The 24,868-nt window shown below is 47.2% G+C and carries 25 protein-coding genes; 14 read left to right on the top strand and 11 right to left on the bottom strand.

What is annotated here, in order from left to right:
* The first annotated feature begins 1 nt into the window (after window position 1).
* Window positions 2-652 carry an IS1595 family transposase gene (locus FY034_RS17715; protein ID WP_265555655.1) on the top strand — a complete coding sequence of 217 codons (651 nt, stop codon included), beginning with the start codon at window positions 2-4 and terminating at the stop codon, window positions 650-652.
* A gap of 4 nt (window positions 653-656) precedes the next feature.
* Here the strand turns inward: FY034_RS17715 and FY034_RS19070 are convergent, their stop codons facing one another.
* The 8 genes from FY034_RS19070 to FY034_RS17680 form a co-directional block, all read right to left on the bottom strand.
* Window positions 657-950: a uracil-DNA glycosylase gene (locus tag FY034_RS19070; protein ID WP_416222794.1), complete on the bottom strand. Its 294-nt coding sequence runs from the start codon at window positions 948-950 to the stop codon at window positions 657-659.
* A gap of 20 nt (window positions 951-970) precedes the next feature.
* Window positions 971-1,702 carry a hypothetical protein gene (locus tag FY034_RS17710; protein ID WP_265555654.1) on the bottom strand — a complete coding sequence of 244 codons (732 nt, stop codon included), beginning with the start codon at window positions 1,700-1,702 and terminating at the stop codon, window positions 971-973.
* Complete coding sequence (locus FY034_RS17705) at window positions 1,695-2,666, bottom strand: DnaB-like helicase C-terminal domain-containing protein (protein WP_265555652.1); 972 nt, start codon at window positions 2,664-2,666, stop codon at window positions 1,695-1,697. Before FY034_RS17705 ends, FY034_RS17710 begins: the two co-directional genes overlap by 8 nt.
* Window positions 2,667-2,865: 199 nt before the next feature.
* Window positions 2,866-3,717 (bottom strand): hypothetical protein, encoded by an 852-nt coding sequence (locus FY034_RS17700; protein ID WP_265555651.1) that lies wholly within the window; start codon window positions 3,715-3,717, stop codon window positions 2,866-2,868.
* Window positions 3,717-4,745: a DnaB-like helicase C-terminal domain-containing protein gene (locus tag FY034_RS17695; RefSeq protein ID WP_265555650.1), complete on the bottom strand. Its 1,029-nt coding sequence runs from the start codon at window positions 4,743-4,745 to the stop codon at window positions 3,717-3,719. The genes FY034_RS17700 and FY034_RS17695 overlap by 1 nt, the downstream gene beginning before the upstream one ends.
* A gap of 31 nt (window positions 4,746-4,776) precedes the next feature.
* Entirely contained in the window at window positions 4,777-5,706 is a 930-nt protein-coding gene (locus FY034_RS17690) for a hypothetical protein (RefSeq protein WP_265555649.1), read from the bottom strand.
* Window positions 5,706-7,550 (bottom strand): BRCT domain-containing protein, encoded by a 1,845-nt coding sequence (locus tag FY034_RS17685; RefSeq protein ID WP_265555647.1) that lies wholly within the window; start codon window positions 7,548-7,550, stop codon window positions 5,706-5,708. Before FY034_RS17685 ends, FY034_RS17690 begins: the two co-directional genes overlap by 1 nt.
* A gap of 8 nt (window positions 7,551-7,558) precedes the next feature.
* Complete coding sequence (locus FY034_RS17680) at window positions 7,559-7,849, bottom strand: hypothetical protein (RefSeq protein ID WP_265555646.1); 291 nt, start codon at window positions 7,847-7,849, stop codon at window positions 7,559-7,561.
* Window positions 7,850-8,325: 476 nt separating this feature from the next.
* Between FY034_RS17680 and FY034_RS17675 the strand changes: the two genes are divergently transcribed.
* Entirely contained in the window at window positions 8,326-9,093 is a 768-nt protein-coding gene (locus FY034_RS17675; protein WP_265555645.1) for a ParA family protein, read from the top strand.
* Window positions 9,093-9,578 carry a hypothetical protein gene (locus tag FY034_RS17670; protein ID WP_265555644.1) on the top strand — a complete coding sequence of 162 codons (486 nt, stop codon included), beginning with the start codon at window positions 9,093-9,095 and terminating at the stop codon, window positions 9,576-9,578. The genes FY034_RS17675 and FY034_RS17670 overlap by 1 nt, the downstream gene beginning before the upstream one ends.
* A gap of 36 nt (window positions 9,579-9,614) precedes the next feature.
* Here the strand turns inward: FY034_RS17670 and FY034_RS17665 are convergent, their stop codons facing one another.
* The gene (locus tag FY034_RS17665) at window positions 9,615-11,003 is read right to left on the bottom strand and encodes a hypothetical protein (protein WP_265555643.1); all 1,389 of its coding nucleotides are present in this window, start codon (window positions 11,001-11,003) and stop codon (window positions 9,615-9,617) included.
* Window positions 11,004-13,118: 2,115 nt separating this feature from the next.
* Here FY034_RS17665 and FY034_RS17660 point away from each other — a divergent pair.
* Window positions 13,119-13,448: an HU family DNA-binding protein gene (locus FY034_RS17660; RefSeq protein ID WP_265555642.1), complete on the top strand. Its 330-nt coding sequence runs from the start codon at window positions 13,119-13,121 to the stop codon at window positions 13,446-13,448.
* 57 nt (window positions 13,449-13,505) lie between these two features.
* On the opposite strand, the gene FY034_RS17655 is transcribed toward FY034_RS17660, so the two are convergent.
* Both FY034_RS17655 and FY034_RS17650 read right to left on the bottom strand, forming a co-directional pair.
* A complete protein-coding gene (locus FY034_RS17655; protein WP_265555641.1) occupies window positions 13,506-13,931 on the bottom strand; it encodes a helix-turn-helix domain-containing protein in 426 nt (141 codons plus the stop codon).
* Between the two features lie 158 nt (window positions 13,932-14,089).
* The gene (locus FY034_RS17650; RefSeq protein ID WP_265549735.1) at window positions 14,090-14,770 is read right to left on the bottom strand and encodes an IS1595 family transposase; all 681 of its coding nucleotides are present in this window, start codon (window positions 14,768-14,770) and stop codon (window positions 14,090-14,092) included.
* 107 nt (window positions 14,771-14,877) lie between these two features.
* Here FY034_RS17650 and FY034_RS17645 point away from each other — a divergent pair, with 107 nt between their 5' ends.
* From FY034_RS17645 to FY034_RS17600, 10 genes are all read left to right on the top strand, one after another.
* Window positions 14,878-15,702, top strand: coding sequence for a response regulator (locus FY034_RS17645; RefSeq protein ID WP_265555640.1), 825 nt, complete (start codon window positions 14,878-14,880; stop codon window positions 15,700-15,702).
* Window positions 15,699-18,188 (top strand): PAS domain S-box protein, encoded by a 2,490-nt coding sequence (locus FY034_RS17640; protein WP_265555639.1) that lies wholly within the window; start codon window positions 15,699-15,701, stop codon window positions 18,186-18,188. Before FY034_RS17645 ends, FY034_RS17640 begins: the two co-directional genes overlap by 4 nt.
* A 117-nt stretch (window positions 18,189-18,305) precedes the next feature.
* Window positions 18,306-20,333 (top strand): phosphoadenosine phosphosulfate reductase family protein, encoded by a 2,028-nt coding sequence (locus FY034_RS17635; RefSeq protein ID WP_265555638.1) that lies wholly within the window; start codon window positions 18,306-18,308, stop codon window positions 20,331-20,333.
* 7 nt (window positions 20,334-20,340) lie between these two features.
* The gene (locus tag FY034_RS17630; RefSeq protein WP_265555636.1) at window positions 20,341-20,682 is read left to right on the top strand and encodes a hypothetical protein; all 342 of its coding nucleotides are present in this window, start codon (window positions 20,341-20,343) and stop codon (window positions 20,680-20,682) included.
* The gene (locus tag FY034_RS17625) at window positions 20,679-21,305 is read left to right on the top strand and encodes a hypothetical protein (protein WP_265555635.1); all 627 of its coding nucleotides are present in this window, start codon (window positions 20,679-20,681) and stop codon (window positions 21,303-21,305) included. Before FY034_RS17630 ends, FY034_RS17625 begins: the two co-directional genes overlap by 4 nt.
* Window positions 21,306-21,340: 35 nt before the next feature.
* On the top strand, window positions 21,341-21,841 hold the full coding sequence (locus FY034_RS17620) for a hypothetical protein (RefSeq protein ID WP_265555634.1): 501 nt from the start codon (window positions 21,341-21,343) through the stop codon (window positions 21,839-21,841).
* A gap of 81 nt (window positions 21,842-21,922) precedes the next feature.
* Window positions 21,923-22,948, top strand: coding sequence for a radical SAM protein (locus FY034_RS17615; RefSeq protein ID WP_265555632.1), 1,026 nt, complete (start codon window positions 21,923-21,925; stop codon window positions 22,946-22,948).
* A gap of 16 nt (window positions 22,949-22,964) precedes the next feature.
* Window positions 22,965-23,543 (top strand): hypothetical protein, encoded by a 579-nt coding sequence (locus FY034_RS17610; RefSeq protein ID WP_265555631.1) that lies wholly within the window; start codon window positions 22,965-22,967, stop codon window positions 23,541-23,543.
* Window positions 23,544-23,925: 382 nt separating this feature from the next.
* On the top strand, window positions 23,926-24,366 hold the full coding sequence (locus FY034_RS17605; protein ID WP_265555629.1) for a hypothetical protein: 441 nt from the start codon (window positions 23,926-23,928) through the stop codon (window positions 24,364-24,366).
* A 140-nt stretch (window positions 24,367-24,506) separates the two neighbouring features.
* Window positions 24,507-24,860 carry a hypothetical protein gene (locus tag FY034_RS17600; RefSeq protein WP_265555628.1) on the top strand — a complete coding sequence of 118 codons (354 nt, stop codon included), beginning with the start codon at window positions 24,507-24,509 and terminating at the stop codon, window positions 24,858-24,860.
* The last annotated feature ends 8 nt before the right edge of the window (window positions 24,861-24,868 follow it).

Raw genomic sequence — 24,868 nt, 5'->3', positions numbered from 1 at the left:
TATGCGTAAAAGTCGACTCAGCCAAGAAAAGCAAGACCGACTCATTGAGTATTTTGTTTCTGGTGCAACAGCCAGAACCACCGCTGCACTGGTGGACGTTCATCGCAATTCAGCAGCACTTTACTTCCATCGCCTGCGCCAACTGATCTGCCAGGCTATTGATGATGACTCTCCATTTGCCGGAGAGATTGAAGTTGATGAATCCTATTTCGGTGGTGCTCGTAAAGGCAAACGAGGCCGAGGTGCTGCTGGTAAAGTCCCCGTCTTTGGCATCTTAAAGCGCGGTGGCAGGGTCTATACCAAGATTATCCCTGATGTACGCTCAGCAACTTTGATGCGCATCCTAGAAGAAAAGATCGTACCAGACAGCATCGTCTATACTGATTCGCTCTGTAGCTACAATGTGCTTGATGTCAGCGGGTTTCATCATGTGCGCATCAATCACAACGAGAAGTTTGCCGAAGAGCGCAATCACATAAACGGTATTGAAAATTTCTGGAGCCAGGCAAAACGTCACTTGCGAAGGTTCAACGGCATTCCAAAAGAGCACTTCAACCTGTTTCTAAAAGAATGCGAGTGGCGATTTAACAACCCAGACCCTAAGCTGCAGGTATTGTTACTAAAAGAACTTGTTAAAGGGTGTCTCAACTAATTATCTAGGACAGCCCCTTTTCTTTTCCTGTTGGTCGGCGGTTACCTGGTGGCCTGCATTTGACAATGTTCGTTATCCAAACCTCGGAGGGATCCACTCCGGCTTCCGCCATCAACCGCCGGAGAATTTTCCCGGCTGCACCGACAAACGGCCTACCCTGTTCGTCCTCATCACCACCCGGAGCCTCACCAATAACAACGACACCACCTTTTTTATAGGCCCCTTCGCCCTTCACTATCTGTATTCTAGTTTCTGACAGGCCACAAGCCTCGCAGACAACTTTTTCGCTACAATCCATAGACACCCCTTCTCTATACCCTAAAAACCGGTCTCATCTGAGAGCTCGTGCAGCAGTTCCGCCGGTATTTCGTCCAGATCAATCAGCATGTCCCTCGCGATAATTAACTCATCTGCTACAATCCTGGCGCAACGCTCTCCTCCACCGCTCACGAGGTCGCTATACAATGTCAAACTCAATATGTATCCCTCTGCGGCCAGACGCGTAGCGAGGTGTCTATAGACGCCTGCCAACTCTTCACCTACATAGGCAGCCAGGCTTGCGCCATAGCCCTTACCCGTAAAGTGCGGCGCAATAAAGATGGAATCCAAGCTAAAGGTAATGTGAACAGACAAATCATCCCACACTGAAGCAGAGACAGATGCGGCCGAATAGCCTATCGGATCGAGCCGGCCATCTGTAAGGTAGATAACAAAACAATAGCGGGTTGCAAACTCATTGGCATCAAACTCGAGACCCAGCGACTTTTGTTCATCAGGCACCTGAGGAGGAAAAACATCAGTTCCAGCGGATCTGCATCTATCAATGAAGTATCGCTCCAGCGCATCAATCGACCATCGAACGTCATTACAGACTACCTTGGCTTTAGGCCGTGATAAAATGGCCTCTTTGTTGGGATGGCTACCAAGCGCAGAAAAATTGATATCACCAATATTTGTAAACTCTTCCAGATAGTATACGTTTGTTTCGATCTCAAGCAGCGCAGACCTGTCTGCTTCAGTAAATGATGGTGTTGCTCCACTGTTATTCATGCAGTTGGTTCTCAAACCTGAAGTGCTCACCAATGAAATTGAGCATCACTGAGCCGGTAGGACCGGAACTGTTTTTGGCAACAATGATTTCGGCGTCGCGCTCATGGTACGCCGTACAGCTGCCATCTTTTGCCTGGCAATGCTCGCAAAACAGTGACTCTCGATGTATGAACATGATTTTGTCGGCGATATCAGCAGTATTGCCCGCCACCCCAACCAGATCTTGCAGGGACGGGCGCTTGTTGTACCTTTTGTCTGCAGCACTATTTGTCCACGAGGTGACAATCACCGGGACATTATAGGTTAACGCCAGTTTTTTCAGCTGATGCGCTGCATGTGTGTATGCTGGATGCCGTGTTTCATTGCTGTACGATTCGCTTGAGCAAAAATCCTGAAGTGAATCTACCGCAATCAATGCAGGAGGATCATTGTCGCGCAAATACTCGCAAACTTCGTCCACCACATCAGTAATACTCTGTGGGTACATCTTCATATGAGGGCCATAAATCTGCATAGGCGACTTGTAAAGATCCGTAGCACTGCGCTGCAACCTTGGCCAGTCAGTGTCTATCATGTACCCGCATCCCAGTCGCCCCGAGTCAACACGGGCTTGACTGGCCAGTAACCGCTCCATGATGGCGTTAATAGGGATGTTTTTCTGGAAAAATAGAGTTTTTTGGGAAGCCTCTCCAATTGACATATTTAAACAGATGTTCATGACCAAAGAGCTTTTGCCGGAGCTTGCATACCCCGCTACAACAGCAAGCTCGCCTGGGAGCACCCCGCCTTGTGTCAGCAGATCCAAATCTCGGAAACCGGTAGCGGCTGCTCCAGGATTCTTCTTGGTTTCGTATACTGCCTGCAGATTCTTAAATACATCCTTCATCATCGGGGCCAGTGGTCCGCCTTCCGGCTGGCGCTGGCCAGCTTCAGCTATGCCATTTCCATCTTTTTTGGGTGTCACGCATCGACTCCTTTGGATATCCACTCGTACTTCCAGTTTTTCTTGGCGATGTATTTCCTTACTTCCGCCCCGCTCATCCCAACCATATATCTGAGGATTGGAGCAGCATGGAAGCATTCCCACGATCCACTTCTGTTTTTCCGCCACAAAGAAGCTGCACAGAAATGAGGGGCATCAACAACAAGAATCTGCACCGCTATCAAGCCTCTCCCTGTTCGAGCTTTTGCTCAACTAGGCCCTCAAGCGAAAAACTCGCACTCGGGATGACTATCGCCGAATTGTACTGAAACTCCTCGAGCAAAAAACAGAACTTTTGGCCCCATTTTTCAATTTCATCATTTAATGCTTCCAAATTGATGTTGACCAACACACTCACGTTAAAATGCATGGTAGCGTTTTCGTCCCAGTCATTATGCTGCAAATGATATATTTCTCGATCGTCCCAGGATGCGTTTTTCATCAAGCCCTGTAATGTGCCTGTTAACTTGTCCAAGGCCCGAGCAAAATGTTCTCTGCACGCCTTGCCAGTGATTTTGATAGTCACAAGCGCCATTGTTTTTTTGCCACTGAAAATTACCGCGTCCTCTTCTTCTTGAATTCTCATCCTACGCCAACTGGCACTAATCTCAGCACTGTAGTTCTGAGGCTTTGTTGAATTTAGCAACGCCTCCCTTTCACTGTTTATTTTGTTCTGACGCTCGCCGAGAGCTTTCATGTCTTTTTGCAGGCGCAATCTGACCGACTCTACACCCGACCCTGTCGCGGCTTCAAAAGCATCAAGCAATGGTAGGTTGTAATACACTGCCCACTCCGCCAGACTAAACCCGCCTCCTCCCATATTGGCAAATTTCAGTTTGTGAGCGTTGAGACGCTTCACCAACTCAGGTATCAAGCTCCTCGCACCAACGAAAGATATGGGCTTGGCAACACAGCCAATGCGGATCAAGTGATTTAACACGACACCTGGACACCGCTCTACTTGCTCTACAATTTCATGCAGAGCAGCACCATTTGTGTACATTTCAATAATTGTGGTTTTTTCGCCTATCACTATTCCTCCTCCGCTGTCTCAAAACCAAGATGTGCGCCATAAAAAGACAGCTCGACAATACCCGTAGGTCCATTATTCTGCTTGGCGATGACAATCTCGGCCAATCGGTCATGCATAGCGGTACACGAGCCATCTCTTGCTATGCAGTGAGGACAGAACATTGCAGGGCGGTGTATGAATAGGACGGCATCAGCAATGTCGGCAGCGTTGCCTGCAACGCCCACAAGATCACCAATAGACGGGCGCTTATCATAAGTATTACGCTTTTCTATTGTGCTGTTGATTGACGATGTGAGCAAAACGGGCACGTCATGCTTGGCTGCGAGTGCTTTAAGGCGATAGCACATGCTTGTATGGGCCAAATGTTTTTCTTCTGCTGACGTGATATGTGAACAAAAATCCTGCAAAGAATCTACAACAACAAGACCCATGTCGTTCTCCGACTTGAAATGTGCAATTTCGTCCTCAATCTCGGAGATATCTATCAGCCCTCCGTGGTTGCCGGAATAGATGTTTATATTTGCGCGGTGGAGTGTGGCTGCGGTTCTTTGCAGGTGTGGCCAATCGTAGTCCAAGAAGCGTCCCGAAAACATACGTCCCAGGTTTATTTTGGCGTGACTGGATATAAACCTTATTGCCAAATCCGTTGGCCTATGCTTCTTTTGGAAGAACAGAATCGGTAATGCATCTCCTTTTGCGATTGTATTCATAACAATTGAAGAGACCAGTGCCGTCTTGCCCGCAGCAGTGTAGCCACCCACAAGAATCAGTTGTCCACCTTCAAAGCCGCTGCCCATCATTATGTCTATATCACGAAAGCCGCTTGAGTGCGTTGGGTACACAATCTTTTCGGGTTCCTGCGCGGGATCGCGTGGGGGCAGTCCTGCCGCTTTGCGACTGGCTTCAATTTCAGCTGGAGTTAGACGGGAACTATACCGTTCCTGCAGCAACCCAAAAGCGTCCCTTATATGGGATTTTATATTACTTGCTGCTTTGGAATCGTCTTCAGTATTTTTTTGATCTTTCATACAAACTCCTTGCAGTCTGCATATGATTATTTTACGAAGTTCTCTTTTGGACAGCTGGATGATTTGGACCTCGTGTTATTGCCCACATCCCGTTTGGCCCTCGTTTGGTTTTGTAGGGCATTATGAGCACCGTATGACAAGTTGGGTCGTCCAAGTACGACAGCCAAAGGCCCGGCATTGGTGAAATGGTTAGTGCGTGGCCGCCGATGGTTATCGGCATTTCCTTCCTGATCAGGCAACCATATAAATCCCACGAATCAGCGTATTCCCTATGAGACAACCATTTTGCCGCAAGATCCAGGCATTGACTATATTTGCTGGCACGGCGCGACTTGATAAAATCAAGGCGCTTCTTGGGCACATTTTTTTCAATTAAAGGGAATGCAGCCAACGCATCCCACTCAAACCACTGCCAATCTATAACACCAGACTTTTTCAGCTCTAACATTTTATCAGGATCTGCGATGCAGATCTGTTCCATCCGCAGCGGAATTTCATCCCACTCCCGTTCGTGTCTCCCGGCGTCTGGGCTTACCTTGATGCCAGCTAAGGCTTTTTCCCAATCTGGTTGTTCCTTTGACCACAACAACACTGCATCATCAAATGAGGCATAGGAACTGTTTTCTTCAGGTGTGCCTACATAAGTCCTGACGTACGGCGGCGCTCCGACCAGGGCTTTACTAACGGTTAGTCCTGATGCGCGGAACGAAGTGTATTCTTCCTCGGCGCACAGGACCAAATCCAGATCGCCGCAATACTCAGCGCCTCTTGCAAATGAGCCAACTACCCACAGTGCTGTCGCTTTCGCTCGACCGGTGTAGTCGCCTCTGAGAACAAAAAATTCTTTCCAGTGAAAATCGACCCACTCCCCTTTGGACACTCTTTCAAGAATTTTCCGCAATTTCTTCTCGAAAAAGATTCGTGGGTGCCGTAGACCTTGGGAACTGTTTATCGGGGTCATTACGCCACCATCCCCTTGAACTCTTCTTCGGTCAACACTGTTACGCCGAGTTTGTTGGCCTTGTCCAGCTTAGACCCGGCAGCCTCCCCTGCAACGAGATATGACAGATTTTTGCTCACACTACTGGCGACTGACCCACCATTGTCCACAACCATCTTTTCAGCTGTCTTACGATTCATAGAGAGCGTACCAGTAAACAAGAAGCTTTTACCTTCCAGCTTGCCGCCAATTACTTTTATCTCCTCTGTTGGCTCCCTGTAGCGAAAATCCGAGCAGATCCGCCCGGTCATCTCCAGATTATTAAACCATGAATTCGCCGCTTTCGACATATTGAGCGAGGTGAACCCTTCGGGGAACCCGCCAGACGGCGTGACGCCATCAACTACCGCCTGTATCGCAGCAGTCGCCAACATCCTGTTGCCATAGAACTCAATCAGACGGTTAACCAGCTTGCGGCCAAAACCATCAAACAGCAGCGCAGCGAAGATTTTGCCAGCCGGTGCATGGAAGATCTTTTTATCGAGTTCCTGCTCAAGGTTGACCTGACTTTTATAGTTCCTGTCGGCGCGCCATGCCAACAGATCGTCAAATGTACGGATACCCAAATTTTCAAGGGTTGTTGCTTTTGCCCCCTCAACATCCATCTTCACCAAAAACGATTCGACTTCTTTCACAGAAGCAGCACCACACTCATCATTGTTACAGACAAGATCAACACCCTGCTTATCAAGCGGTGTATTGCAGTGTGGACATTCACCTGGCCATGCGACCTCCGTTGCACGAGAATAGACTTCAACGCACTTTGGTATGATCATGCCGCTCTTAACCACAGCGATGATCGCACCTTCGTCAACACCCATCTCATGCAGCCAATCTGCATTATTCCCAGTTATTCTTGAGACTGTTGTACCGTCAATTTCAACAGGATCAATTAAAATTACAGGCTTTACAAGCCCAGCCTTTGATACATTCCATTCAATTCCAGTAACAGTCGCACGTACCGCATCCTGATTTATCTTAAACGCAACCATACCTGTTGGATGGTATTCATCTTCGAGCAGGTAACTTGTTGAACACACCACCAATCCATCAATGTCGTATGGCTCAGTCACTGTTTTCCAACGATTCATCGTGTCGGCAAGCTTTTGCTCCAGATCATCGCCCAGATTTTCGTTCCTGATAGTCACCCAGGCGGGCGTCAGGAATCCCAGGTTCCTCAACTCCTTTACCTGTTCAGCTACCGGCAGTTGAGATCCCTCGCCGCCCTTAATCTGATAGGCATACCCCTTGATCATTTCCACATCACAAATTTCAGCGTCATCCCTATTCATTATTCCGACAGTACCGTTGCGCCGGTTTTTCATGCCAAGCACAAGATGGTCATTCCCCGTCAGAGTAACCTCACCACGAATATCCATCGAAACTGCGCGAGCAAGTTTTTTCGGCAAAACCCTCGCAAGCTTTTCACTCCAGTTTCTTCCGGTTGTACCATCCCCCCTGCTTGCGCCTTTTACAAACACACCATTTACATATGAAGCCACAAAAGATGCACCATCAATCTTTGCCATTACGAGCAGATCACCCTGGCAATACTTATTAAGCCAAGGCCGCAGCTGTCCCTCCCCATACTTAACCTTCTTAAGACTTCCAACCACATACGCATGGTTCACTTCACCGCCAGACTCAGTCAGCGACCTTACAAATTGAGCATACTCCTCAGCGCTTTCTACACTCTTCAGGCTCTCCAACATATCGTCATACTGCTCGTCCGAAACCAAAGGTTCGCCGTTCCGGTAAGCTCTATTAAACTTCTCTATATCCATTTTCAATTGAGCAGCAATCATAGTCCCTCCTAAATATCCCCTAAAAATTTGTAGCCCAACTGCTCTGTCTTGATCTTTGCCGCCGCCCTCGCCTCCCTGGCCGAAGGCGCGTACACCCGATCAATAACGTCATCAACGACCAGCGCCTTTTCAACTAGGTCAACATCCACAAAACCACCCGCACAGGCCTCACAGGCTCTTATTGACACCCCAAAACTTCTTCCGGTCAGCCTCTCACAATGGCCGCACTCGCAACCTTTTTGGTGCCGCTGGATGTCGTCAAACATCGTAATTGCATATCGCTGCCCAATACTGCTCATTGTTCACCACCAATATATTTTTATGTACATAAATGTTCATTAATGAACATGATTATACTGTACACCACAACACTGTATAATGTCAATGCGTTGTGTGTGCTATATAGCAGGTCAATGCACCACATAACTAAACAATTCAGTTAGGCTTTGTTAAATACAGCTTCCAACTGAATAGTATTGTATAGTCGTGTAAAGTTTAGTCATATATTGAACTAAACTGTTGTGTTCGGTACGCGACACAATTGCATGATTGTAATGTGTGTTGAATTATGTTGAAGTATTTAGCGTTGCATTATGGCTAGCAATGTGATATTGATCAACACAGTGCAATTCGTATTAATGCCTCATGATATTGTGTTGATCAGTTGTATGCAGATATATTGAGGTCTATGCACAACACTACGACACAGTATGATGCACAACCTATCACTGCAGTTTGATTCAAAACACTACTGGATAAAACAATGGAGGGGCACATGAAACAACGAATTATTGTTTACGCCAACCAGAAGGGGGGCGTAGGTAAAACCACAACAGTGGCTAACTTGTCCGCAGCTCTTGCCTTGACCGGCAGGCGCGTATTGCTGGTTGACATGGATCCGCAAGGGAACGCGTCAACTCACCTGAATGTAAAGCCTGCAGAGAACCAAAAATCCACATACGACCTGCTGCTCAAGGAATGCCCGCTCAAGGATGTCGTTGTAACGGCAAAAGAGAATCTTGATGTAGTACCCGCTGGAGTAATGCTCGCAAACGCGGAAGCTGAACTTGTAGTGGCTAAGGGAAGCGACTCTCGTCTGAAGCGTGGACTCGCAAACGCTACTAACTATCATTATATTTTGATAGACTGCCCTCCAAGCTTAGGTCAGCTCACTGTAAACGCAATGACAGCAGCAAATGAAGTCATGGTTGTCGTCGAAGCTGAAGGGTTCGCTTACGAAGGGACGGCTTATCTTCTCAAAGTGGTAGAGGAAACAAGGAAATATTGTAATCCACTTGTGAAAATAACCGGCCTGATTTGCACCAAGTTCGTTAGCACTCTCAAGCTCAGTAAAGACATCCATGAACGCCTCACTCAAAACTTTGGGGAGGTAATGTTTAAAACTAATATCCGCAAAAATGTGAAACTTGCTGAAGCTGCTGCGGCCAAAAAGGACATTTTTGAGTACGATGAAAATTGCACTGGCGCACAGGACTACGCAGCACTATGCAAAGAAATTATTGAACAGGAGGGGAATCAGTGATGACAAAAAAAGAAGGTTCTAAAAGTCTATTGAGCTCCGTATTCCCAGCCCCTCCGGCCCTTAACCCGCCAGACCATATCGTCAAGGAGGAAACAGACGAACAAAAAACAGGTGAAAAGCCCGCAAAGCCTGTACAGACGGGAGCTAAAGGACCGGAAGCAACAAGGCAGCCCAGGAAGTCCTCCTCGCGCGAACCCAAAGCAAAGACCAAGGCGAAGCCCTTAAAGTCCGTCCAGAAGGGTGCTGGGGCCGTTAAATCAAAAAAACTGGCCAAGGCGGCCATAGATAGCAGCGTTGACGTTAAAACTACGAAAGAGATTAAGGTTAACTTCAACCTTGTCATGACCGAGTCACTACACAAACGTCTCTCTTTCTATGCCGACAACTATGCGATTGGCCGCAAGAGCAGTGTCACAAAAATCATCAATGACGCAGTTGAAGAAAAACTGCTTGAGTTGGAGAAAAAAGCAGGTATCAGAAAATAGGGGTAGGGTAGGGGCATCCGAAAGCCTGGCCTAAGGTCAGGCTTTCTTTTTATCGCCTATCAATTTCTTGCCCGCTGCAGACTTAATAACTCTGGAGCGAGGTGAGTCCATATCAATAACAACCATATCGTCATCACCACGCTTCCGCGAAACAACAGATGTTCGCGGCCCAAAAAGACCATCGGTTACTAATCGCGTCAAACCACGGACAATCAACTTCTTTTTGTACGCCTTAACATCTTTATCTGGCCATTCGCTCACGTCCTGGGGAAAATCTGTGAGCATATTGTTGTTTTTAACAACAGTAAGGAGATTCATCCGGATGCAACCATCAGGACCAGGGGTGTGACTTGAAAAAAACCTGAATAAAGCGGCGCTCGTGGGAGGAAGTTTACAAAAAGCGCGAACATCAATCCGGGAATACATGTGCATTGACCTGATAAACGTTTCAATATAAACCCTGTCCAAAATTACAGTAAAGCTCTTGTTTACTGAATCCACTTCGTAGTTTGAAATGAGGCGGAACCCCGCCTTAAGCGCCTTGTCTTTCATCCTCTTCTTTTTCAGTCGATTATCATGAAGCTTTTCCTTGAAATCCTTGCTTTCAAAAGTAAAAGAACCGGAATAAAGAGCTTCAAGGCTTAACACAAAACGGTCAGTATAATCGCCATTCTCGGGCAGGCCGGCTTGCCGTAAAAAGCTGCGTATAGATCCGCGGACAATATGCCAGTCCTGTATGCCTAGTAACCGCTGCTGCTCTGCAATACCAGCAAGGATGACATAAGTCTTTTCGTCACCGATATAAAGTTTGACGCCAGAATAAACCGTGTATCCCCATGAACCAGTACCGATGACAAAATCAGTTAAGTGCTCACGAACTTGGCCCTTGTTTTCATCAATAAAATATAGCGATTTACGCGAGAGTTCGTGGTGGTAGGGGGCAAAAAGCTCCTGCTGCTGAGGAACAAAATTTTGTGTAATTGTGGTTACTATGTTTTTCGAAATGATTTGTTCTGCATCTGATTGTTTTTGAATGCTCGCATGTCGAAGATCGCTCAGCTCCAAATAGCGGGTGTCATCGTCAAGCCTTACTATTTTCTTTTGCACGGATGCCGGGAGGGTTCCCATAAACTTATCAAGGACAGATTTATTGTAAGCATCCTGAATAGCAATCATCAGGTTAAATTCTTCGAGACCGTCAAACTGCTTTCGGTCGACTGGGTCTAGCGATTGGTAGAATTCTCGCACCTCTGATGTCAACATGCCGTCATCAATTAAGCGCGCATAGGCATCTGCGAGTGGACGTCTGGCCATACCAACACCTCCTCCTGTATCTCCGGAAGTGAAAGTAGCACAACAGAACTCTACATGTCCACCTGGCGCTATAACCAGATCTGGTATTATTGTCGTTGCCTCTTCATACATAACACTCCTCCTGCACATAATTTCCTGTCATATATATGTCAGAGGGGTGTGGCATGAAAAAACGAAGGGAATTGTTGCGACTGTTTGGTCTGCTATCTCAAAAAAACAACGTCAAATCAACACCATGCATTCTAATGCTTGAATTGATATGAAAGGGAATGACTCACTTTTAAAAATCGATACAAAAATTGCAACATGCTGTAATTAAACAAGAATGCAACTTACGGGTCTATGTTTTTTTGTTTGCTATAAAAACTAAAAAGCAAATAGCTCAATAAACTCAGGCCGTTACATCTAAAAGCGACTGCGACTGTTTGGTCGGCCTTCTACAAAAACATCATAATTACGGGCAGTTGATATACTTAATCCCAAGAATCACTCTAGGTTATTTTGCAATAAAAGTGATCAGACTCCAACTTATTGTGGCGAATTAAAGGAACCAGAAGCTTGCGACTGTTTGGTCTGCTAACTCCAAAATGACACACAAAAACAGATATATAAGTCATCTACATAAAGCACTGTTCCGGTGATTAATTCACTGCGACTGTTTGGTCTGCCTTCTGGATACAAGCCGATTAGAAGGAAGTGCCCAACAAAACAGCCCGAGGTGTCCACTAGCCTTTCCCGAAACAAAATCAATACAATAGTCAGAAATTATTGATATTATGCCTAATTACTGCTGCGACTGTTTGGTCTGCTAAGTTTTTCAACCAGGTACCTGATCAGTGCCTCATAAGACACTCGACAAAAGGATCCCACTGCGACTGTTTGGTCTGCTAAGCACAACCGGCTAAAAACACAAGGCCTCTGCTTAAGCAAGTCTTGCGACTGTTTGGTCTGCTTTCTACTTTGAAGATTTTTTGCCTACTGATTACGGCTTGCGACTGTTTGGTCCGCCAATTTGTGTAACATACTGTTGTTTTTAGCTGTTTAATGATTAAAGTTTAAAATAACCGCTGCGACTGTTTGGTCCGCCTTTTTTCGTCAAGCCCGATTGAAATAAACGCAAGAGAATGTAACTCGCCTATAAAACTGATAATTGCAGTAGACGCGTTGCGACTGTTTGGTCTGCTTTCTCAGCTGTTTTTTGTTGTTCTCCCTGGTTTCCTCTGCGACTGTTTGGTCTGCTAACTGCTAACCCCCTATAAATAGGTAATAAAATTCGAACACGCTTACTGCCAAATATCCCTTACGCCGCTACACGCAATCAACAGCAAAACAAAATGAGCTAAAATCTGCGACTGTTTGGTCTGCTCCGGGGCCCCTGTGCGACTCTTTGTGCTGCCTTCTGCGACTCTTTGTTCCTCTATAAGAGGTAATCTGCGACTGTTTGGTCTGCTTTGTGCGACAGGTTGTTCTGACACTCTGTTCTTAACTCCAGTGTTTACGCGGATTCGCACACTCCTATAGATTTTGTTTTTAGTATTTTTGTTTAGAAAAGATTTTAGAACGGCAACTGCATATCAACGAACAAATCAAAAGAACAAATCAAAATCTGCGGAGATGATAAGCCGTCTGTCTGGTCACAGCCCAAAACAGACAGACACCTTTACTTGACACTAGAAAACTTAAGCTGAATGCTACAACCAACGCGTTTTAACCGTGGGAGTACATCAACAGCACCAAAGAAATATTGACTTGACATTCTCGGCTCCCTGAAGAAAAGTTGATTCCAAGAGCAGCGGCTAAGCCGCAAGTCTTGAGGTTCCTGTTTCCGACGGCATTATCCCCCAAATGACTGTTGCCAGTCTGATGAACAACCTTAAAGGCGTGCCAAGCAGACGTCAGGCGAATGAAGCTTGGCCGGCTGCGGAACCGCTGCTGCGACGGGCGATGTCAAGGTTAGCCCAAACTGCAAAGGGAAGAATGTATCCTCCCAGCTTCGGACTTTCCCGGAGACAGAGCGGTTTGCCCGTTGAAGACGGATAGCCTCTCGTCGAGGCCGTGGATGCTGTAGTGATTGGCAACAGTCACGAGAGCCACGGAGAGACGCAGATGCTTGCCGTTAGACCCCCCTGGTTTTAACCATGGGGAGTTTAAGTCTTGCGAATAAGCTTAAACCAATAAAACCACAGGATCGCGCAGGCGGCAAACCACCACAAGGAGGAACAAGCGATGACAAAGGCTGATCTGGTAGCAAAAATTGCAGAAGGAGCAGGCATTACCAAGATACAGGCAGAGAAGGCAGTAGCGGCGTTTACGGGTGCAGTAGAAACGGCCCTGAAAGCTGGAGATAAGGTCACTCTCATTGGTTTTGGCACCTTCAGTGCCGTCGCCCGGAAGGCAAGAACGGGACGCAATCCGCAGACAGGCAAGGAGATCAAGATTCCTGCTAAAACCAACGGTAAATTTAGCCCAGGATCTGGATTAAAGGATCTTGGAGTAAAAAAAACTGCTAAGCCAGCAGCCACTAAAGTAGCTCCTGCTAAAGGGAAAAAGATATAAGTAAACCGCTGGCGATAAGGAATAAGGGGGGTGAGGGTCACAAATCCTCAACCCCCCTTATTTTTTGTTCAGGTCGGCCATCATCTGCGCGGCTAGTCGGTGCCTCTCCACCGGGTCGAGATCTTTCCAGATGGTGCATGCAGCCTGGATAACATGATTGAGCTCGGGGAAACGGTCAAGCATGGGGTCAGCCGCTGGTAAGGGTATGGCAGGCACTGATGCGGGAGCAACAAGTGAAACTGGGGCAAGTGCAAACATGTCGCCTTCGCCCGTCAGGATCCAGTCCCTGTTGACACCGGTGTGCAAGGCGATCAGATCTATTGTCTTTGCGGTTAAGGTTTCGTGACCGTTCAGTACGGCACTCAGGTGTGCCGGACATACGTCTAGTTTGGCGGCAAAATCCTTTTGCTTCACACCTGTTGACTTGATTGCTCGTCGTGCACGAACCACCAGGTCAGATATATCGATCTTTGTTGTTTCCATGTCGCCAAATCTAATTTCCAACTAAATTAAAGAACTATAATTATTGAATATTTCTTGCCACCACTATATCACAATTATAGAAAAACAAAATGGTTTATCATTGCAATACGCGCACTTGGAGCTTGCAGTGATCGATACAAATAATTTAAGGGTCATGACTAGAACAGCGGATTTTGTCTGATGATTTTAAGCATCATTTTGTACAAATCCTGATCTCTGAAATTGAATCTAAACTCGCACTCCTTGAGGTGCAAGTAAAAGGTTGCAGAGTTCATACCTCTGAACCTGGTTAGCCTCGATTTGGCAAAGCCCCAGAAGCCTTCTATACCGTTGATGTGGGTCTTGCCCCTAGCGAACTCATTACGGCCATGATCAACTCTTAGGTGCTTGCCATAGCCGACATCTACAAGTCCATTATAGCCACGCCAGCCGTCGGAATATATGATGCTCTCCGGCTCTACTTTTCCACGGATGATGGCTTGTAGCGTTGCTTTAGAGCAATCAGGAACAATCTCGGTGTAGACTTTACCATTACGCTTGAAGACACCGAAAACAATTGTTTTGCCATATGCACCACGCCCACGCTTACCTTTTATGCGTCGGGCTCCAAAGAACGATTCATCGACTTCAATCTCGCCAGAAAATGGAGATTGCTGCTCACAAAACTCGGCCAGACGAATACGAATGGCTTTGAGAAAACGGTTAACAGTATTTCGATTCAGGCCGCTCAATTCAGCGATCTGAGTCGCCTCCAAATTCAGTGAAAACAGCCGTAATAATTCCCTGAATTTGGCCTCTGAAATTTTTGAACGATTTGCGTACCTATTTTTCATTGTCATGACTAGATGTTAGCACACTTTCTAATGTGCTGTTCTAGTCATGACCCTAATTTAATATATCGACAAGTCAAAATACGGGCGCCTGTAGACAAACTTTGGAGATTATTATGGAAGAAAACACATCTTTTGTAGATCTGTCTAAGATAACCATGCTTGTCGTGGATGACGAACCCTTTATCCGGACCTGTATTAAAGATCTATTTACTCGCAGCAAAATGAAGGTTTTTGTGGCCGCGGACGTAAAAGAAGCACAAAAGATAATCAGCGAGGAAGATGTAGATATTGTTCTTACAGATCTGCAATTGCCTGAAGAAGACGGTGCGGGTCTTATCTCGTGGATGAAGGATTTTGACAGCGACATTGCGGTGCTCGTTATTTCAGGTACAGCCAATATTAGTGATGCTGTACGTGCAATGCGCGCAGGAGCCTGGGATTATGTGACTAAACCGTTTGAACCTATTGCCGATCTACAAACCAGAGTCGAGCGGTGCATAGAACGTCGGGAGATGTTACTCCAGATAAAACAATACCAGAAACAGATGAGAGACATGGTCGCCGCGAGCTCTGCCGATCTCTATAAACTGCACGCAGCAGTGGAACAAATAGCGGCTGGAGTGTTTATAACCTCGATAGACGGTACCATAGAATATGTGAATCCTTGGTTTGCCGCTTCTACAGGATACAGCAAGGAAGAGTTAATAGGGCAAAACCCACGAATTCTCAAGTCTGGCGTTCATGTTCCCGAATTCTATAAAGACATGTGGAGTACCATACTGAACGGCGAAACCTGGTCTGGCCGGATCTGTAACAAACGAAAAGACGGTACGCTCTACACAGAAACTTGCAAGATAACATCTCTTAAAGATGCATTAGGAAATGTTACTAACTTTGTGGCAAGCAGAGAAACAGTCCAAGAAGAGCAAATCTCTTGAAAAAAAGAATTAGATCCATTTTCATTCTCTCCCTTTGTGCAATCATTGGCTCATCCGCTTTTGCAGATAAAGCATCTGCGGAAGAGTCTCTACCCAGGCCTGACATGAAGGCGCATAAAGTCCATGCCGAGCCCCTGTCAAGTCGCATATTGCTCATAGGTATTGATAAAAACCCACCGGTTTCAATCCCCGTATCAGAAAATAAAGCCCTTGGCTTTTACCCTGAAATTTTGGAAGAAATTGCTAAAAAGGAAAGATGGAATATAAAATACATCCCCTGCAGTGGCCGCCAGTGCTGTGGAATGCTTGATGCCGGCGAAGTAGATGCTGTTATAGGCTCGCCCTGGTCGAGAAAACGGACGGAGCTATACGATTTTTCAGCAACCGGGATTATTAACAACTGGGGACAGATAATTGGTCGACGTGAGGACGACACGACAAAAAATATTGCTACACCCCATGACCTAAAAGGGCTGACTATTGCCGGTGTCGAGAAGGATACTCAGCTTGAAAAACTGCGTGATCTGCTTTTTGACGAGAATGTCGATGCCAATATCATAGAGTTCCAGGATTACAGCCAAGTGGTCCTCGCTGTTGCAGGCAAGGCTGTCGATGTAGGTGTTGTTAACCGCTTTTACGCGGTCAAGGCGAAAAAGACCTGGTACAACCTACAACAAAGCAACATGGTGATTAACGCGACTCCATTGGGTATTGCCACTAAAAAGGGACACGAAAAAGAGATGCAGTCCCGGATAGATTATTGGATAACTAGGTTCAAAAAAGATCCGGACTCGATTTATCACAAGGCCTATAAGCACTGGCTTGGTGATCTTGACAAACCCCCTGTGTCGCGGTGGTTATATATCTCTGCGGGCGTAGTAAGCATCAGTTTTCTCTTTGGCGCCATTCATCTTTTTGTTCTGCGCAGGCAGGTAAAAAAAAGAACATCCGCCCTGTCCCAAGAAGTGCAAGCAAGAATCGATGCAGAGGCAAAGCTTGTTGACGAGAAAACAACACTCGAAGGTTTCTTTAACAGCCTCCCGGGACGAGCTTTTGTCGTTGATCCTGGCGGCAATTTGCTCCGCTGGAACAAATACTACTGTGAAGTCGGCGGATGGGATAATTCTTCGCTCAGCAACTCCAGATTCGTTGATCATATCGCACCAGAGGATAAAGCCAAGGCTCAGCAGGCCCTTGACCGCTTGTTCTCTGGCGATGTTGCAGAAGGGAAAATCATAGCTGAATGCACCACAATAACCAAGGATGGCAACAGGATCCCAATGTTGTGTGCCGCACTTGTCCAATCGAACGCCGAACCTCGTGTCATAGGTATTGGGGTAGACATCTCCTCACAGAAACAGGCTGAGACCAGCTATACAGAGATTTTTAATGCGGTCAGTGATGCCCTTCTTGTTTTTGATCACGACGGCAATCTGCTTGATGCCAACACCCAGGCGTCCACCATGTTTGGGTTCAGTAAAGCAGACTTGATGGATATTGGAGCTAAAGCTTTTTGCTCCGGCTCTCTACCATATACATCCGCTGCCTGGCTTACCCATCTTCGTGTCGAGTACGAGAAAGAATCCCCCAAAGTCATTGACTGGGCTATTGTTGGTAAAGACCGGAACCAGATAAATCTTGAGGTTGCGCTACGCATCGCATGCATTGGAGGCGAGAAGCGGATTGTTTGTTCCTTCCGTGACGTAACCGAGCGGAAGCAACTTGAAGATTTTATTGCCCAACAGAAAAAAATGGACTGCGTCGGGCTTTTTGCGAGTGGTGTGGCCCATGATTTTAACAACGTCCTCTCGCCCATGCTTGTCTACGGACAGCTTTTAAAAGAAGAGTCTGCACCCGATTCTTTGTCGCAAGGATACGCTGTACAACTGCTTGAAGCGGGCAAGTTGGCCAAGAAACTCGCCTCGGACCTAGTGGGTCTGTTTCGTAAAGATTCTGGAAGTGCCACCTGTTTTAACTTAAACCAACAAGTACTTACCTTGCTCCCGTTTTTACAGAAGACAGTCGGTAAAGACATTGAAATGTCCATCAACTTAAATCCTGATCCTTGTTATGTCATGGGTTTTGTTTCGCGGACAGAACAGATCTTGCTAAACTTTGCCGTAAACTCCCGTGATGCAATAGAAAGTAGTGCGAACACCAATAAAGGGAAAATCGTAGTGGCTACGCGCCTGGTCGACATAACGGAAGCCGACCAGTCAAAATACGGCACAATAGAACCCGGCAAATATGTTATGTTGAGCTTCGCAGATAACGGTTGCGGCATGACAGAAACCGTTAAGAACAGAATATTTGAGCCATTTTACACAACAAAACCCCCTGGTCATGGCACTGGCCTTGGCATGGCAACCGTTTACAATGCCATTCACACCAACAGAGGTGGTATTCATATTATAAGCAAACCAGAACGCGGGACGACAATCGAAATAGTGCTTCCGCAGTGCCTGGATGAAAACTGCCGCGACTGATCCCCCTACAACCTGTTTCTTCAACAAAGCCGCTATATGCGGCTTTGTTGAAGACTCCAATATTGACATTATCGCCCTGTTGTGATATATATAAACCATCACAGCATGGGGGCAGGTATGGATACGGCAAAAATAGAAAAAGCAAAGCAGATCATCAAGGACGTAGCAGAAAAAGGCCATCCCTTATTCACTTCAACCTCATGGGGCAAAGACAGCACCGCGACACTTAACCTTGTACTTACCTCCTTGAAAGAGTTGAAAGAGCAGGGGCTAGAAGTACCACCGCTGTTCATCACAACTGCAGACACCTTATTGGAAAACCCTGAAATGGCATCACATGTGCAGCGTGAAATGCAGTCTGCTCAGTCATACATAGCAAAACATGACCTCAATGCTCGTATTGAAGTGTCAACCCCGAATCTTCTCTCTCAGTGGGCAGTAAAAACTATCTCTGGCAGAAACCTTCCTGTGTTTGCCAACAAAGGCACACGCGACTGCACGGTCGACATGAAATGCAAACCGCTGGAATCGCTCAAAAACAAACTCATGAAAGAACTGGCTAAAGAAACAGCTCTTAAGCCAGTCACCTGCATCGGCACACGCTATCTCGAGTCATCAGGACGCGAAAAAAGAATGATAGATCGCGGAGAGATACCCGACGGCATATGGGTAGACCCTGAGAGCAAAGGGCTTATGCTCTCGCCGATTGCCGACTGGACCGATTCTGACCTCTGGCAGTACCTGTATGCCTGTTCCAGAGGAGAAACAGAATCCTACGGCGACCTGAGCAGTCTGATCGACATTTATTGGGCAGGCACATCTGAAGCAGCAAGTTGTGATGGCATTGAAATGCCAAACTGCCGGTACGGGTGTGCAATCTGCTGCGTGGGGAGAGACCGTTCACTCGAAGCTATGCTGGCCAAAGGCGAGCGTTATGCTTACATGCAGTCACTCTATGACCTGCAGCGCTTTCTCATCAACACTCAGCACGACCTTTCCTTACGTCAATGGGTAGGGCGCTCGATCACTGATGGCTACCTAGCTATCGGCCCAGATGTCTATTCACCTGAGATGCTTGAAAATCTTCTCCGGTATTGTCTGACGATTGACGTGCAGGAGATGGAGTCTGCATATAACGCCGGGATTGCTCCGCGCTTCCAATTGATCTCGCCAGAGGCATTAATAGCCATTGATGCCCTTTGGTCTCAACAGGGGGTGCACCGATCCTTCCATGCACTCGAGATCTACCGTGACATCTATGTCAACGGCAAACGATATCAGATCCCAGTCACCGCTCCAGGTAAGCCCGTCAAAATACCGGAAGCACGCTATATTGAGGTAGGCAAAGGATGGGAAGACCGTGGCGGCAAATACGAATATTGCGGTATGCGCGATATCCACCTGGAGATGGTTAACGAGCAGGGTGATGGTGGGTGCCTTGAACACAAAAAACTTAAGGACGGCCGAGTAGTTCTGGATGCAGAAAGCTCAAAAGAGGCATTTGAAATCAATCAGGAGTCTATAGAGTTCATTTTAGGCTTTGAGCTTGATTATCTCATTGAGCTTGGATACCGGATGCCACGCAGTTATGGCTACAAACACTACATCACGCTCGGGGCATTCAAACTAAACTCAAGCCAATTTCTCTCAACCGATGACATCTTGCGCAGAACCACCTTTAAAGAGTTCGAGGGAATTTTTGAGATGCCGGTTGAAGAGTTGATGGAGTTGACCATATCTGCAGAAGATATGCGATTGGCAGTTGCAGACAGCCTCAGGCCAGGTTGTGTAGGCGACAGTCACCAGCCTGGTGCCAGGGTGCTTACTGCCTCAAACAGAGCAACCAAACCTTACCCCAAAAAGCCGCAAGACGTAGCAAGGTGGCTGATTGACTGTGCTTACACTGAAGCCCGCCTACGAAAGGATAAAATAGCCAAGGAGACGTTCAGAAAAGCGAAGAGGGACTACCTTCCTGCAGATGCGGAAATTGCTGAATACTACTTGTTCACAAGGGCCGAGGACCCTCAGCAGGGACAACAACAAAGCGCAAAGATTATTCCGATTCACGATAAAATTCTGGACATCATCCCAGAACAACACAATATCCCGGCCAACTGGATCCAGCTAGATCTGCTGGCTGCATGAGGTGCCTATGATTAAACGCGAAGAGACATTGGCGACGAAAAAATTCGGCCAATACAGAGTACTGCTTGTAAGGGCTCTCGGAGGCCCCCAGGTCCGTATCACTGACACAAAAGCTTGTGGGCGTATAGTGGTTATATTTGAGGCCATAAGTGATGGTATAGCCTGCTTCGATAGCATCACGGCGGATACGGTTGAAACAATGGTAAAGGCCTGCTATCACGCCAAAGAAGCAGAAGAAGCCAAACGGCAGCTGGCATTGGCGGCTGGGCACTATATCTACGGCACCTTGGACTGGATTGAAGCAAAAGAAATATTTAACCCGATCGCTGCCAGGGAACCCTCTACATGAAACTGCTTGTGTCAGGTGCCACTACAACGATCCGGCGGCATATCAATCATGGAAATCTAGGCCAACTAATAACCCCAAGAGACCGGAACGCACCTATCCGCGGCATGGCGTACGCTGCTGATAACTCGGCGTACTCTGACTGGAACGAGCCAGCCTTCATGCGCATGCTTGACAAAATCCAGGGGTACGAACAAAAGCCACTGTTTGTGGCAGTACCCGATTTTGTTGGGAACGCCCGGATCAGCAGTAAGCTTTTCGATATATGGGCACCGGAGATTATTGACAGAGGTCTTCCTGCCGCTTATGTGCTCCAGGATGGCCAAGGAGGCGTTTGTGTCCCGTGGGGGGATATCAGCGCTCTGTTCATAGGAGGTAGCACCGCTTTCAAGTCCTGTGATCATGTCCGCTACCTAGTCAAAAAGGCGAACCGAAAAGGCATATGGGTCCACATGGGACGCGTGAATAGTTATCAACGTCTGCAGGTGGCAATGGATATGGGTGTTGACAGCGTAGATGGGAGCGGGTACAGCAGGTTTGCTGAACTTAAACTGGCCAAAGCGCTTAATTATCTGCAGATGGAGCAAGGGGCTCTCGAATTAAACAAATATTTACTTGTGGCTTGATACAGCATCCCAAAATATCGGAGAAAGGAGAAATTATGAGTGAGTCAAAAAAAGAAACATTGGAGCGATTAGCACGGAGGACATTTCAGTTGGTACGTCTTGAAAAACTTGAAGCCCCTGAAAACATTATTCAGCACCAAAAGCAGATGCTCAATGAAACCATCGGTAGCAAAGAGATCAACATAGGAACCGACCAAAATTTAATCAGGCAGTTTTTTATGCATCATGCAGCGATGATGATTGCCAATGATTACTTTGCCCGGATAGGTGCCATGGGTAACGATTGCTTAGACTGCGCACACACAGATTCTTGCAGCGAGACAGAAGAAGTGCAAGAGAGCGTTATCGACCACACCCGCACATGCAACAGTTTCGTAAGAGCAATCAGGGCGTCTGAGGCGCAAGAGATAGAATCAAGCTTTTTAGCAGTGGACGGTTACTACGGAATAGACGCTCACCGAGACATTCATGAGGTGCGAGAAATTGTAAAGACAATGATCTCAGAAAGAAATACTGCTATTCGCCCTCCTGTATAACCGCCTACAAAAAGAGTAACACGTTGACAAGTTTGCTCTTTCGTGATATATATAAACCATCACATCGCGATGGAGCGAAATATGAGAATCGGCATAATTGATTTTGACTCAACGCAGGTCAACCTAGCCTGCATGAAGATCTCGGCCTACTACAAGCGGATGGGTTGCGATGTGGTTCTAAACCCGACGTCAGCATCGCAGGCCGACCACGTTTTCTGTTCCGTCGTTTTCTCCTGGAACAAGGAGCAGGCCCTCAAGCTCGCCTCAGTTTTTCCTAGTATCGAATTCGGTGGCACCGGGGTCGATATCCATAAAAAACTTCCCGCAGACATTGAAAGAATGAGACCGGACTACGATCTGTATAGTGCGGACATGATAGCCAGGCGTCTCAGGGGCATCATGACCAGTGATCGCCGGAGAGAAAAGGCCGAGGTCATAGTCAATGCGGGTGTGGGCAGAACCAGTACTGGATGCAGCAGATCCTGCAGTTTTTGTATAGTGCCCAGTTCAGAGGGAAAGCTTAAAAGTGTCGGTTCGCTAGCCGAGCTCGTGAATCCGAAATCAAAAGTAATAACCCTGCTAGACAACAACCTCACAGCTGATCCTGACTGCCTCGAAAAGCTCAAGCAGGCGAAAGAGATGGGGTTTACCCTCGATATCACTCAGGGGATCGATTCGCGAATCATAGCTAAGCGCCCTGACATTGCAAAGGCATTGTCTGAGGTCAAACACCTGAGATCCATTCACACTGCTTGGGATCTGATGGAATCAGAATCGCTTGTTTCAGAAGGGATCCGTGTGCTTTCGCGCTTCATTGCAAAAAGCCGTCAACTTGTCTTTATGCTCACGGGCTTTAACACGACCTTTGAGGAAAACATGTACAGGTTCCGGAGGCTGCTCGAAATGGGCGTGGATCCGTACGCCATGCGATTCCGCGGGGGTGATGGTTGCGGCGATGAATACGACAAGCTGCAGAACATGCACTTCAGTCGCTGGGTCAACGGACGCTTGTACAAGAAATGCAACTTCGGCGAATACACAAACTGGCTGGTAGCTGAGAAAAAGTATTTTGATTCACTCGCCCAGCCGCTTTTGTTGGCTGCCTAAAAAGGGGAGATCACGCGTGGCCTTTAAATGGTGGGAAAAGACGGTCGAGTATCTGTTTGTGCTCGTGATGCATCAAGAGGGCAAAATGTTCCTTGCTCCGCTCGATGGCCCAGAGGAAAGGGCTGGTGACGCCATTTTTTCGCGGGACAACAGGTGGGCTCTGATAGAGTTCAAGAAAGACGAGTCATCTATCAAAGATGAGTGGAGCAAATTCCACAACTTTGAACAGGCAAAGGTAGTCTTTGAGAAGGAAGACAACCACCACTTTCTTGTTTACGGGTTACCGGTGGAAAAGGGAAAAGAGCTAAAGCTGATGGCATGCACGTATTTTTCTGCTCGATACACGCCAGTAACCAAAATCGTCCGCAACGGCGAGAAATTTTCCGAATTCCTAGCATATGTGAAGGCGTTTATAAAATGGAAAAAAGGGCCGGATAGCGGACCTGGTGGACTGGATCCAATCTTAGATAACAGCGTAGTAGCAGGCATAAGCACAGAAGGCATCATTGTGGAATGTATAAGTCTTTCTGACTTTCTAATACAAGCTGGCGAGAAAACGGAGCCTAATAACGAGTATTTCACTGCAGGAGCCTAGCGCGGCAGACGTTATGCCACACTCACGAAACATATATATGTAGATAGTACTATCAAACGGAGAGGCGTAGCAGTATGGCCCGCAAAAACAATCTCTCACTAGGTGCCCTGGTAGTCCTTTCGGGGTCTGGTGCTCAAATGCGAATAGAACAGATTGAAACCTGCAGACGCAACCAAAACGTGATCACGCGCATTACACTCCGTGACCAATTCCATCGCTTGCACATAGCGACAGCGGAAGAAATAAATTCAAATCCGCGTAAACCAGTATAGTGGTGTCTGCCGAGGAAAGAATTTGCCCGGTCTGCGGCAACATGTATATGGCAAGGACTGCCGAGCTCAAGAGGGGTTGGGCACAGACATGCCCTCAAAAAACATGTGTGATGACACGCCGTGAAAGCATTCGCAAAGAGATGACGGCCGTACAGAATGGACGCGTACTCGCAATGCCAACCGCAGGGCTGAGTTTCGCCGACATATCTTTGGCCGCCATGGATTGCGGCGGAAACAAAACACGCACCGCCAAACGCCTGGGGGTGAGCATCAAAGGGCTTGAAGCGACAATTGAGCGAGAAAAACTGCACCACTGGTTTTCCGGAAGGTCGGCGCCCCGCCCACGCAGTCGCTGTGTCTCTAAAAGCGATGTTGAATCCTTGGCCCAAGAAGGATACACCCGTAACGACACCGCATACCTGCTTGGGATAAGCCCGGCCTACCTCAAAAGCCTGATTCAGTTATGGAATCTAGCGGATGCTTTTATATTACGGAAAGGTGTCGCCGCCGCCGTCACGCGTAATGGGTACGCATGGCAGGCTGGGCGGTAGGGTATGGTAATTTCCAGTCAGAATAGGTCGTTTCATGGGGGATCGCATTACCGGATCCCCTTTTTGCCCTTTAGCAAAGGAATTGACAATTCTGTGTTAGTATGATATATATAAACCATCACAACGGAAAAGAGGACAAAATGGATAGCGACAAAGACAGAAGTTGCTGGATGTGCGGATACTTTGGCCCACGTGGGGCAAAAGCGGAACAGAGGGATGATCACTCTGGGCGCTGCCATGCTTTTGATGACGAGAACGGAACTGAATCTCTGCTTATTATCAGCGGGTCAGAGCGTGATACTGCCATCAAATGCAAACGCTATTTCAGGCGCAGTCGTCACTTGACACTTGCCGAGTTTTTGTCATGGCGCAGTAGTATCGCCAACGACCTGCATAAACAGGTGACAGAGCGCCAGTTCCGGATAATCACGTTACTGCTGGCAGGATGTGCGTTTGTCGATTTTGCCTGTAAAGCCTTCGGACTCTGGAAGTAGGGAGATAC

It is taken from the genome of Trichlorobacter lovleyi (genome assembly GCF_015239775.1).
Taxonomy (GTDB): domain Bacteria; phylum Desulfobacterota; class Desulfuromonadia; order Geobacterales; family Pseudopelobacteraceae; genus Trichlorobacter; species Trichlorobacter lovleyi_B.
The sequence above is the reverse complement of the archived record's forward strand: the minus strand, read 5'-3'. Positions and strand labels throughout refer to the sequence as shown.

Coding starts and splice junctions, on each gene's coding strand:
- FY034_RS17680 (WP_265555646.1), bottom strand. CDS start 7,849: ATGAGCAGTATTGGGCAGCGATATGCAATTACGATGTTTGACGACATC.
- FY034_RS17715 (WP_265555655.1), top strand. CDS start 2: ATGCGTAAAAGTCGACTCAGCCAAGAAAAGCAAGACCGACTCATTGAG.
- FY034_RS17615 (WP_265555632.1), top strand. CDS start 21,923: ATGAGAATCGGCATAATTGATTTTGACTCAACGCAGGTCAACCTAGCC.
- FY034_RS17685 (WP_265555647.1), bottom strand. CDS start 7,550: ATGATTGCTGCTCAATTGAAAATGGATATAGAGAAGTTTAATAGAGCT.
- FY034_RS17660 (WP_265555642.1), top strand. CDS start 13,119: ATGACAAAGGCTGATCTGGTAGCAAAAATTGCAGAAGGAGCAGGCATT.
- FY034_RS17665 (WP_265555643.1), bottom strand. CDS start 11,003: ATGTATGAAGAGGCAACGACAATAATACCAGATCTGGTTATAGCGCCA.
- FY034_RS17675 (WP_265555645.1), top strand. CDS start 8,326: ATGAAACAACGAATTATTGTTTACGCCAACCAGAAGGGGGGCGTAGGT.
- FY034_RS17695 (WP_265555650.1), bottom strand. CDS start 4,745: ATGAAAGATCAAAAAAATACTGAAGACGATTCCAAAGCAGCAAGTAAT.
- FY034_RS17710 (WP_265555654.1), bottom strand. CDS start 1,702: ATGAATAACAGTGGAGCAACACCATCATTTACTGAAGCAGACAGGTCT.
- FY034_RS17630 (WP_265555636.1), top strand. CDS start 20,341: ATGATTAAACGCGAAGAGACATTGGCGACGAAAAAATTCGGCCAATAC.
- FY034_RS17620 (WP_265555634.1), top strand. CDS start 21,341: ATGAGTGAGTCAAAAAAAGAAACATTGGAGCGATTAGCACGGAGGACA.
- FY034_RS19070 (WP_416222794.1), bottom strand. CDS start 950: ATGGATTGTAGCGAAAAAGTTGTCTGCGAGGCTTGTGGCCTGTCAGAA.
- FY034_RS17670 (WP_265555644.1), top strand. CDS start 9,093: ATGACAAAAAAAGAAGGTTCTAAAAGTCTATTGAGCTCCGTATTCCCA.
- FY034_RS17635 (WP_265555638.1), top strand. CDS start 18,306: ATGGATACGGCAAAAATAGAAAAAGCAAAGCAGATCATCAAGGACGTA.
- FY034_RS17650 (WP_265549735.1), bottom strand. CDS start 14,770: ATGACAATGAAAAATAGGTACGCAAATCGTTCAAAAATTTCAGAGGCC.
- FY034_RS17645 (WP_265555640.1), top strand. CDS start 14,878: ATGGAAGAAAACACATCTTTTGTAGATCTGTCTAAGATAACCATGCTT.
- FY034_RS17605 (WP_265555629.1), top strand. CDS start 23,926: ATGACACGCCGTGAAAGCATTCGCAAAGAGATGACGGCCGTACAGAAT.
- FY034_RS17655 (WP_265555641.1), bottom strand. CDS start 13,931: ATGGAAACAACAAAGATCGATATATCTGACCTGGTGGTTCGTGCACGA.
- FY034_RS17600 (WP_265555628.1), top strand. CDS start 24,507: ATGGATAGCGACAAAGACAGAAGTTGCTGGATGTGCGGATACTTTGGC.
- FY034_RS17690 (WP_265555649.1), bottom strand. CDS start 5,706: ATGACCCCGATAAACAGTTCCCAAGGTCTACGGCACCCACGAATCTTT.
- FY034_RS17625 (WP_265555635.1), top strand. CDS start 20,679: ATGAAACTGCTTGTGTCAGGTGCCACTACAACGATCCGGCGGCATATC.